This is a genomic window from Parvularcula dongshanensis (assembly GCF_014199615.1).
In the GTDB taxonomy this organism is placed as follows: domain Bacteria; phylum Pseudomonadota; class Alphaproteobacteria; order Caulobacterales; family Parvularculaceae; genus Parvularcula; species Parvularcula dongshanensis.
The window spans coordinates 240,247-249,112 of the sequence record NZ_JACHOB010000006.1 but is presented as its reverse complement, the minus strand read 5'-3'; the positions used below and the strand labels follow the sequence as shown (position 1 = coordinate 249,112).

Below are 8,866 nucleotides of genomic sequence, written 5' to 3'. Positions count from 1 at the left end.
GAACACAGGACGCTGGCGGCTTGGCCGGCCGTGTTCAGGCAACGATCTTCGCAGTCCGACATCTACCTCGGCAATTGGAAGGACCGCATCCCCGGCGTCGGACGCCTTCGGCAGCTGAAGGACGCAGTCAGCTAGGCGGAGCGCCACGGTACGAGCGGGGCATCGGCGCGGCTGCCCCGCCGAACCCGATCGTCTGGTCCAGCTTTCCTCGGCGAGGCGTGACACGCTAAGCCTTTCAGGCAAGAGAGAAGTTACCTTCGCTTGCTAAGGCGATGGTGTCGCCGCCGCTTGCCTAGTCCCGCTGCGGGGCACTCTTCGAGGAGCATCTTCGTGCCGTCTCTGCCGACCCCGCCGCGGGCCTTGCCGATCCTCCTTCTCGTGCTTGCAGCGTGTGGCCAGGGCCAGCCCGAGGAGACACCTTCCGTCTCCCAGGCGGCGCTCGACCTCGGACAGCAGGTCTTCCAATCGCAATGCGCTGTCTGCCACGCCCACGCCCCGGGGGCGGGGAACCGCGTCGGACCGAACCTGTACGGCGTCGTGGGAAGAGCGGCGGGAGAGGGCGACTTCGCCTACTCCTTCGCGATGCAGTCTTCCGGCCTCGTTTGGGACGAGCCGACCCTCCGCCGCTACCTCGAAGCGCCCTCGGACGTCGTCGCGGGAACCAGCATGGCCTATCCCGGCCTTCAAAGCGCACAGGACCGGGCGGCGGTGGTGTCCTACCTCGCGGCCGACGCCGCCCCGTGATCAGGGATCTGCGGACACGAGACACGGACGCGCCTCTCGAGGCGGACGTCGTCATCGTCGGGGCCGGGCCGGCCGGGCTGACGCTCGCGCATGAGCTGATCGGTACGGGCAGGCGCGTGCTCGTCCTCGAGAGTGGCGGGTTCGAGCTCGAGGAGGAGACGCAAGACCTCTATCGCGGCGCGCTGACGGGCCATCAGAAGACGGACATCGCCTGGTCGCGGCTGCGCTACTTCGGCGGGACGACCGGCCATTGGGGCGGCCATTGCCTGCCCCTCGACGAGGTCGACTTCGGCACGGTCCCGGGCCGGACGGCGGCCTGGCCCATGTCGCGCGCCGACCTCGACCCTTACTATGCCCGCGCGCACGAGTACTGCGACCTCGGGGCCTACGACTACGCGGTGGACGAAGACTGGACGAGGCGCTTCGGTCCGCAGCTGGATGTCGACCCTGCCGACTTCACGCACGTCATGATGCGGCAGTCGGGGCCGACGCGGTTCGGCGCGAAGTATCGCGGCGTGTTCGAAGATACGCGGGATGTGGACGTGCTTCTGCACGCGAACGTCACCGACATCGTCCCCGATGCCATGGGAACGCGGGTGAAGCGGCTGTCCGTCTCGACGCTGGACGGTCGGAAGGCGGAAGTGCGGGCACGGATCTTCGTGCTCGCGACCGGCGGCATCGAGAACGCCCGCCTCCTCCTCAACGCGCGGACGCTCAGCGATCAGGGCCTCGGCAACGCTTCCGACCTCGTCGGCCGCTACTTCATGGACCATCCGCAGGGCGGGATCGGCTTCCTCCACCTGAACGAGCCGTGGGACATGGGGCTCTTCCTGGGCGAGAAGCCCACCCCTGACGGCGTTCCGAGCTACTACAATCTGCGTCCATCGGACGAGGCCATCCGGCGCGACGGCCTCGTCAACGCCACCTTGTGGCTCACGCCGATCCGCCTTGCCACCGCGCCGCCAACGAAGCGCGAGCAGGCGCGAGACGCCCGCGACGGCCTCAAGAGCCTGTTCGGCAGTACGCTGAGGGGGAAGGCGAACCCAGACTTCAACCGTGACCTCTGCGACGCCCTGATCGGCGTCGACGAGTTGGCGGCGAGCCTCGTCCGCGAGCGGCTGGGCGTCTACGGCGTGGAGCCGGTGGACCGTAAGGTCCTCGTCCGCTTCGAGTCCGAGCAGTCGCCGACCCCGGACAGCCGCGTCTCCCTGATCGGGGACACCGACCCGCTGGGGCTCAACCGCGTGGCCCTCGACTGGCGTCCGGCCGCCTCGGACCTCGAGGCGCTTCAACGCATGGGCGCGATGTTCGGACAGGGCTTCGCGGCGGCGGGCCTCGGCCGGTTCGAGTTCGAGGACAAGGAGGGGCTGCCCTACCTGAACGTCGGCACCGCCTGGCACCACATGGGCACGACGCGAATGAGTGCGAGCCCGCGCCAGGGCGTCGTCGATGCCGACATGAAGCTGCACGGCTTCGGCAACCTTTACGTCGCAGGCGGCTCGGTCTTTCCGTCGGGCGGCCGGTCGAACCCGACGCTGACCATCGTGGCGCTTTCCGTGCGCCTGGCGGACCACCTCAAGAGCATACGGATCAGCAGCCTGTGACATACTCTCCTCGTCGTCTCCTCAGCCGCCTGTGGACAGGCAGGCCGCAAGCCCGGCCCGTTTCCGGCGCCGCGCTTCTGCCGCGGCGCGCCGCCATCACCATCGTCGGACTGGGTGTGCTCGGGACCGCCGGCATCGCCGCCGGGGGGCAGGCGTGCACCGCCAGTCGCGCGCGGGCGCGCGTCGCCCGAACCTTTCCCTTCGCGCCGGACGAGGCGCACCGGATCGGGCTCGCCGCGCTTTCCTCGGGGGCCGTGCCGACCGAGCTGGGTGCTCTGCGCCTCGCGGCGTTGGCCGGATTGGCCGCACGCGGCGGGGCGGGCGGAGAGGCGCGCGCGGTCGAACGAGCCATCCGCGCGGAGTTCACCGAGCGCCGTACCCTTCGGCTCGCCAACTGGGTCGTTTCCGAGACCGAGGCGCGCCTGCTGGCGCTCCACGTCCTCACCATGCGGGCGTCGGCCTAAGGACGGCGCCGCGCTCGGCGCCTGTCAGTCGTTGGCGTAGCGCTCCTCGACCGGCGCGTAGCGGTCCCAGACCTCGCCGTCCGACAAGGAGCGGAGAAGCTTCACGTACTCCGCATGCGTCCAGGCGAGCGGCGTCGCCGAGTTCGTCCCTTCGCCGGTCTCATAGCCATGCGGCGTGTCCGCGCCGACGCCGTCCCAGACCTGTTCGGGCAGCATCAGGCCTTGATTGGCGAACAGCTCCATCGCGCGGACGTAGGTCTGCGCGACGTCCTGTTTGGGCCTGCCGGCGGCGAGTTCGTAGTGGCCGCGCTCCCCGGTGAAGAACGGCCAGACGCGGCCGCGCTGTCCGGGCGTCATGTCGCCGTAGTTCGCGCCCGTATCGACGTCCTCTCCGTAGCCGTCGTTTCCGTAGCGGCGCCAGCCGGGGAAGGGACCGCTCTCGCCCTCGAAGGTGAAGTCGTACTTGACCCGGTAGTGGTCCTCGATCGTCTGGTCGTCGAGCTCGGGCAGGCTCTGCGTGATCGAAGGCGCGTCCGCCGGGCGGACGCCGTAGCGGACGAGCTCGAGGAAGCCGGCATCGAGCATGCGATCCTCCGCGACGCCCGCCTGGCCGTTGGCGCCGTTCGTCGCGCCGTTGTCGTTCGGGTCCTCGTTCTGCGTGATGCGGAGGAAGTAGCGCCCGTCGCCGTACGCCCCCTCCGTCGTGAACATCAGATCCTCGATGCGGGCTTCGTAGTCGTCGGCCGAAGCGAGGAAGCGCGCCGCGTCCTCCGGCCGACCGAGCGCCCGGGCGATGTCGGCGGCGCTGACGAGGCCCGCGACGACGGCTGCGGTCGTGGAGGGCGAGTAGCCGGGCTGCTCTTCCCATCGTTCCTGCTGCGTCCGCGGCGGCGTCACCTCGCCCTGGTTGTAGTCGAGCGAGGTCTCGCCGCCTTCGGTCAGGAAGACGGCGGCGGGGCGAAGCGTCCCGTCATAGGCGGCGGTCAGCTCTTCGTCCGAGAGGACGCCCGCCTGCCAGAGCTTCCAGCCGAGCATGATCGGCATGGCGGTCTGGTCGAGCTGGACCATGACCCACTCCCGCTCGCCGTCGACATGGGTCTTCTGAAGGAACCAGCCCGAGGCGCCCTCGTTGCCGGGCATGTCGTCCGTCACCTGAATGTCAGGCAGGTAGTCGAAGGCGGCGCGGGCCGTCTCCTCGTCGCCGAGGGCGAGGAAGGCCATCGCGACCTGATAGAAGTCGCGGGGCCAGACCGCCTTGTAGCCGGTCGAGCTTTCGGCCGCCGAGACGGTGTCGCCCCACGGGTTCGATAGAGAGGCGATCAAGGCGCCCGGATGCGTCTTGTCCTCCTGGGCCTTCAACACCATGGCGCTCGCATAGGCGAGGGCGCCGCCATCTCGGGCCTCCGCGGCTAGGCGCGGCAGGGCGCCGAGCGAGGCGAGGTAGTCTTCCCAGCCCGCCGCTTCGCCCTCGCCGTTATAGGCGGCGAGAACCGCGTCGTAACCGTCCGCCAGCGTGCCGCGCGCTTCGGCCGCCGCCGCGTCGCGCGAGGGGCCGAAGCCTATCGCCAGGTCGACCGTGACCTCGTCGCCCGGCTGGAGCCGCGCCAGCTGCCCAGTCATCGCCACGTTGCCGGTGGCCGCGCCCGTGCTCTCATAGGCAGCGGAAAGCGATCCTGTCTGCCGCAACTGGGTCAGCCCGTCCGAAGCGCCGACGAAGCCGGCGCTTGCCGCCTCGAAGGGCGTAGAGGGCACGACCGCGAGCGCGGCGTCGCCGTCCGACGCGTAGAGCGCGTCCTGGCCCGCCGCCGCGCTGTCGTCGTCGCCGGTGTTGGCGACGTGGGGGTTCACGAGGAGGTAGGGGGTGATCTCGGCGTCGCCCGTCGCACGCACGGTCACGCGCATGAACAAGGTCTGCCGGGCGGGGTCGGTGAAGACGTCCTTGAGGACCTCGTACTGGCCGTCCGTGTCCGTCGTCGTGAGGCGGTAGGCAAGGGAAAGCGGGCGCCCCGCCTCGTCCGTGTCGAGATAGGCGGTCTCGAAGGTCGCGTCCTCGCCCTCGACGTCGACGAAACCGTCGCCGACGAGGGCGAGCTTGACGTCCTTGATCTGCGCTTGGTGGATGAGGCCCGCCATCGTCTCGGTCACGAAGCCGTCGGCGAGCGAGAACCAGACCTTCGACACCGGTCCGGTCGGCGAGGCACCGCCCTCGTTCCCGTAGGCTTCGTAAGAGGTCCCGATGCCGGTCTTGCCGGAGTAGGCCCAGACGGAAGGCTCGCCCGGCGCGCCGGGTGCGGCGCTCGCGGACGTGTCGTCCTCGGCGGTTTGCGTCGCGCCGCACCCGCAGAAGAGGAGGGCGCTCGCCCCGGCCATCAGCATGGTTCTCATCATCTCGCGCCTTCTTCTCACGTTCTACTCAGCTGCCGGGACGAAGCGCAGGGCGGCCCCGCCGCCCCGCGCGAGCGGCAGGTCCACCTGGTCGGCCGAGGTGACCTCGCGCTGCTCGATCGCGACCGGGTAGGGGTCGGCCTCGAAGTCCGCGCCCTCGCCGTCGCGATAGATCTCGGCCGTGTACGTCCGTCCTTCGTCGAGGAAGGAGAGCGGCACGGAGAGCTCGCGCGCTTCCTCGTCCGTCACGGCGCCGAGGTACCAGTCGTCACCGCCCCGCCTGCGCCGCGCGATCGCGACGTAGTCGCCGACCTCGCCTTGAAGCGCGACTGACTCCTCCCAATCGGTCGGCACGTCCTCGATGAACCGGAACGGCGCGGGGTTCGCTTCGTAGTGCTCGGGCAGATCCGCCGCCATCTGAATGGGACTGTAGAGGACGACATAGAGGGCGAGTTGCTTCGCCAGGGTCGTTTGAACGTTGGGACGGGGGTCCGCGTCCGGCGCGGCCGGCGGGCTGCCCTCGCCCTCTTCGGGCCGGAGCTTGAAGATGCCCGGTGTGTAGTCCATCGGTCCCGAGAGCATTCGCGTGAACGGCAGGATGGCGGTGTGCGCCGGCGGGTTCGTCGGCTCGCCCCAGGCGTCGTACTCCGTCCCCCGCGCGCCCTCGCGGCTGATCCAGTTCGGGTAGGTGCGGCGCAGCCCCGTGTCCTTGACCGGCTCGTGCGCGTTGATCGCGATGTGCCGCTTCGCCGCTTCCTCCACGGCGCGGAGATGATGGGCCACCGCCGCCTGCCCGTCGTGGAACTCGTAGTGCGCGATGCCGTCCTCGCCGACCCGCTTCATCTCGCCCGCATCGGCGACGTAGCCGGTCTTCACCTGTCGTACGCCGAGGCGCTCGTAGAGGTCGTAGGCGGCCTCCATCTGGCGTTCGTAGTTGGTGATGTTGCCCGACGTCTCGTGGTGGCCGATCAGGCGAACGCCTTTTTCATTGCCGTACTGAGTGACCGCCTCGATGTCGAAGTCGGGATAGGCTTCCGTGAAGCTGAAAACGTCGCCGTTCTCGAACCACTCGCCGTCCCAACCTGTGTTCCAGCCCTCGACCAGGACGCCGGAGAAGCCATGCTCGGCCGCGAAGTCCATCACCGCCTTCGTGTTCTCGGTCGTCGCCCCGTGCAAAGGCCCGGAGCCCCAGGTTTGCGTGCCGAGGTGCATGCCCCACCAGATGCCCATATACTTGCCCGGTTCGACCCAGGAGACGTCGCCGAGCCTGTTCGGCTCGTTCAGGTTCAAGATCAGGTCCGAGTTGATGAGGCCGGGCGCGTCCTTCGCGACCTGGATCGTGCGCCAGGGCGTCTTGAAGGGCGCTTCGAGCTTGACCTTGGGGCCGTCCGCACGCGGTGCGAGGTTCGCCTCGAAACGGTTGCCGTGGGCGAGGGTCAGCGCCATGCCCGAGTAGTCGACGAGCGCGGCCTCGTGAATCGACAGGTGCGTACCGTCCCCCAATCGGAAGGTCACCGGCGTGTGGACCGTCGTGACCGCCGAGAGCGGCGTCTCTTCGTAGAGGTACTCGTAGCGGTTCCACATACGAGCCGGAATCCACCAGGCGGTCGTTCCGCGCTCGGGGACCACGAACTCGGTCGTCTCGTCCGTGATCGCGAGCTCGCCGCGAAGAGCGCGCTGTTTCGGGACCTCATACCGGAAGCCGAGGCCGTCGTCGAAGACCCGGACGCGAAGGTCGAAGCGCCGCTTCTCGTCGTCTTCATCCGCATAGGTGACGAGCAGCTCGTTGTGCCGGTCCGCGACGATGCGGCGCTCGCCCCAGGGCTGCTCCCACGTCTCGTCGGCTTCCTCGCGCGACTTCTCCTCGATCGTCATGCCGTCTTCGAACGCCGGTTGCTCGGCGAAGCGCAGGCCGAGATGCGAGGGTTCGATCACGGCTTCGCCCGCGAAGCTGACGGCGTAGGTGGGGCGCCCCGTACCGTCCGTGCCGAGGGTGACGACGATGTTGCCGTCGGGCGAGGCGACCGTCAAATCCTGCGCGCCCGCCGCGGAAGCGAGCAGGGATAGAGCCGCCAGGGCAGGAAAGAACGTTCGTAGCAAGACAACCTCCTTAAACGGTCTCAAGCGAAGCACCGGAGCCCAAGGCTCGCTGTAGCGCGATTTGGTGAGTGGGCAGGCTCTGGACGGTCCGCGCGACGAGCGTACGGGCATCGGTGAGGATCCTGCGAAGGCGTCCGGCGTCCAGCGCTTCGGCGGCCGGGGCCCAGCCCTGCGGCTCGACCCCCTGGCCCAGCATGACCTGGACCCAGCCGGGCTCGGCGAAGAGCTCGTCATCCTCGCGGAAGAAGCGGGCGCCCGCCCGGAAGAGAGCGAGGCGGCGGGCGAGGCTTTCCGGCACGGCCGCCCCGCGCCGCTCGTCCCAGAAGGGCTCTCCGCAGCGCCCATTGACGTGGTAGTGGAGGACGAGGAAGTCGCGGACGCGTTCCCACTCCGTCCGTGTCCGCCGGTTGAAGGCGTCGCGCAGGGCCGGTTCCATCGCCCGGCTCGGAAAGGCCGCGACCAGCCGCTCGACCGCGGACTGGACGAGGTGGATCGAGGTCGACTCCAGCGGCTCCATGAAACCCGCGGCGAGGCCGAGCCCCACGACGTTGCCCTGCCAGGCGCGCGCTCTCGTGCCGGTGCGGAACCGGATCAGCCGCGGCTCAGTCAGGGGTTCGCCTTCGAGCGTTTCGAGAAGGGTGTTCGCCGCCTCGTCGTCCGAAATGTGTCCGCTCGAATAGACGTGGCCGTTGCCGCAGCGCGTCTGCAGCGGGATGCGCCATTGCCAGCCCGCCTTGCGCGCCATCGCCTGCGTGTAAGGTCGTTTGGCGGCCGAAGCCGTGCTCTGGACGACGACCGCGCTGTCGCAAGGGAGGTGGTCGGACCAGTCTTCGAAGGGCACGCCTTCTACGCCGCCGAGCAATAGGGATGCGAAACCGGAGCAGTCGACGAAGAGGTCGCCCTCGATCCTGCGGCCGCCGGACAGGCGCAGGGCGGTGACGGCGCCGGTCTGCGGGTGGCGTTCGGCGTCTTCGAAGCGTCCCTCGACGTGCCGGGCGCCATCCTGCTCGGCGCGTCGCCGCAGCATGGCGGCGTAGCGAGACGCGTCCAGGTGGAAGGCGGCGACGATGCCGCCTAGCCGCGTGTCGCCGATCCGATCGAGCGGTGCGTAGCGTTCCGCGAAGGCGGCCTTCGCCGTCAGGGAGTAGTCCCAGATGCGCGCCTCTTCGCCGAGCGCGACGCCGCGCAGGTGGTAGTGATGGAAGGGCGCGAGGCCCAGGGGCAGGCCGAGCTCGCCGAAGGCGTGAATGTAGCGGTGGCCCGGCGTGCGCCACCCCTCGAAGGCGATGCCGAGCTTGTAGGTCGCGTTCGCCTCGCGAAGGACGCTCGCCTCGTCGAGACCGAGGAAGGCGTGCAGGTGCCTGATTTGGGGGATCGTCGCCTCGCCGACGCCGACCGTTCCGACCTCGCCCGAGGAGACGACGGTGACCGATACGTCGCGGCCCAGCGCCTTCGCCAGGACGGCGGCCGCCATCCAGCCGGCGGTCCCCCCGCCCAGGACGACGATGCGCTCGATGTTCGCTCCGCTCACGGCCTTCTCCTCGAACGCCCGCCCCGGGGCGGGGCGGG

The 8,866-nt window shown here is 69.5% G+C and carries 6 protein-coding genes; 3 read left to right on the top strand and 3 right to left on the bottom strand.

Annotated elements, in window-relative coordinates:
- Positions 1 to 330 precede the first annotated feature (330 nt).
- Genes GGQ59_RS13550 through GGQ59_RS13540 form a run of 3 tightly spaced genes read left to right on the top strand, consistent with a single transcriptional unit; the run spans position 331 to position 2,812 of the window.
- Positions 331 to 744, top strand: coding sequence for a c-type cytochrome (locus tag GGQ59_RS13550; protein ID WP_221401052.1), 414 nt, complete (start codon positions 331 to 333; stop codon positions 742 to 744).
- On the top strand, positions 741 to 2,348 hold the full coding sequence (locus tag GGQ59_RS13545; protein WP_183819514.1) for an FAD-dependent oxidoreductase: 1,608 nt from the start codon (positions 741 to 743) through the stop codon (positions 2,346 to 2,348). Before GGQ59_RS13550 ends, GGQ59_RS13545 begins: the two co-directional genes overlap by 4 nt.
- Positions 2,345 to 2,812 carry a hypothetical protein gene (locus GGQ59_RS13540; RefSeq protein WP_183819512.1) on the top strand — a complete coding sequence of 156 codons (468 nt, stop codon included), beginning with the start codon at positions 2,345 to 2,347 and terminating at the stop codon, positions 2,810 to 2,812. Before GGQ59_RS13545 ends, GGQ59_RS13540 begins: the two co-directional genes overlap by 4 nt.
- 24 nt (positions 2,813 to 2,836) lie before the next feature.
- On the opposite strand, the gene GGQ59_RS13535 is transcribed toward GGQ59_RS13540, so the two are convergent.
- From GGQ59_RS13535 to GGQ59_RS13525, 3 genes are read right to left on the bottom strand one after another with little or no spacing between them, the layout of a single operon-like run.
- Positions 2,837 to 5,200 carry a glucan 1,4-alpha-glucosidase gene (locus tag GGQ59_RS13535; protein WP_183819510.1) on the bottom strand — a complete coding sequence of 788 codons (2,364 nt, stop codon included), beginning with the start codon at positions 5,198 to 5,200 and terminating at the stop codon, positions 2,837 to 2,839.
- 21 nt (positions 5,201 to 5,221) lie between these two features.
- Entirely contained in the window at positions 5,222 to 7,408 is a 2,187-nt protein-coding gene (locus GGQ59_RS13530) for a glycoside hydrolase family 97 protein (protein ID WP_183819508.1), read from the bottom strand.
- Entirely contained in the window at positions 7,308 to 8,828 is a 1,521-nt protein-coding gene (locus GGQ59_RS13525) for a tryptophan 7-halogenase (RefSeq protein ID WP_183819506.1), read from the bottom strand. Before GGQ59_RS13525 ends, GGQ59_RS13530 begins: the two co-directional genes overlap by 101 nt.
- Between the last annotated feature and the right edge of the window lie 38 nt (positions 8,829 to 8,866).

Coding starts and splice junctions, on each gene's coding strand:
- GGQ59_RS13535 (WP_183819510.1), bottom strand. CDS start 5,200: ATGATGAGAACCATGCTGATGGCCGGGGCGAGCGCCCTCCTCTTCTGC.
- GGQ59_RS13530 (WP_183819508.1), bottom strand. CDS start 7,408: ATGCCCGTACGCTCGTCGCGCGGACCGTCCAGAGCCTGCCCACTCACC.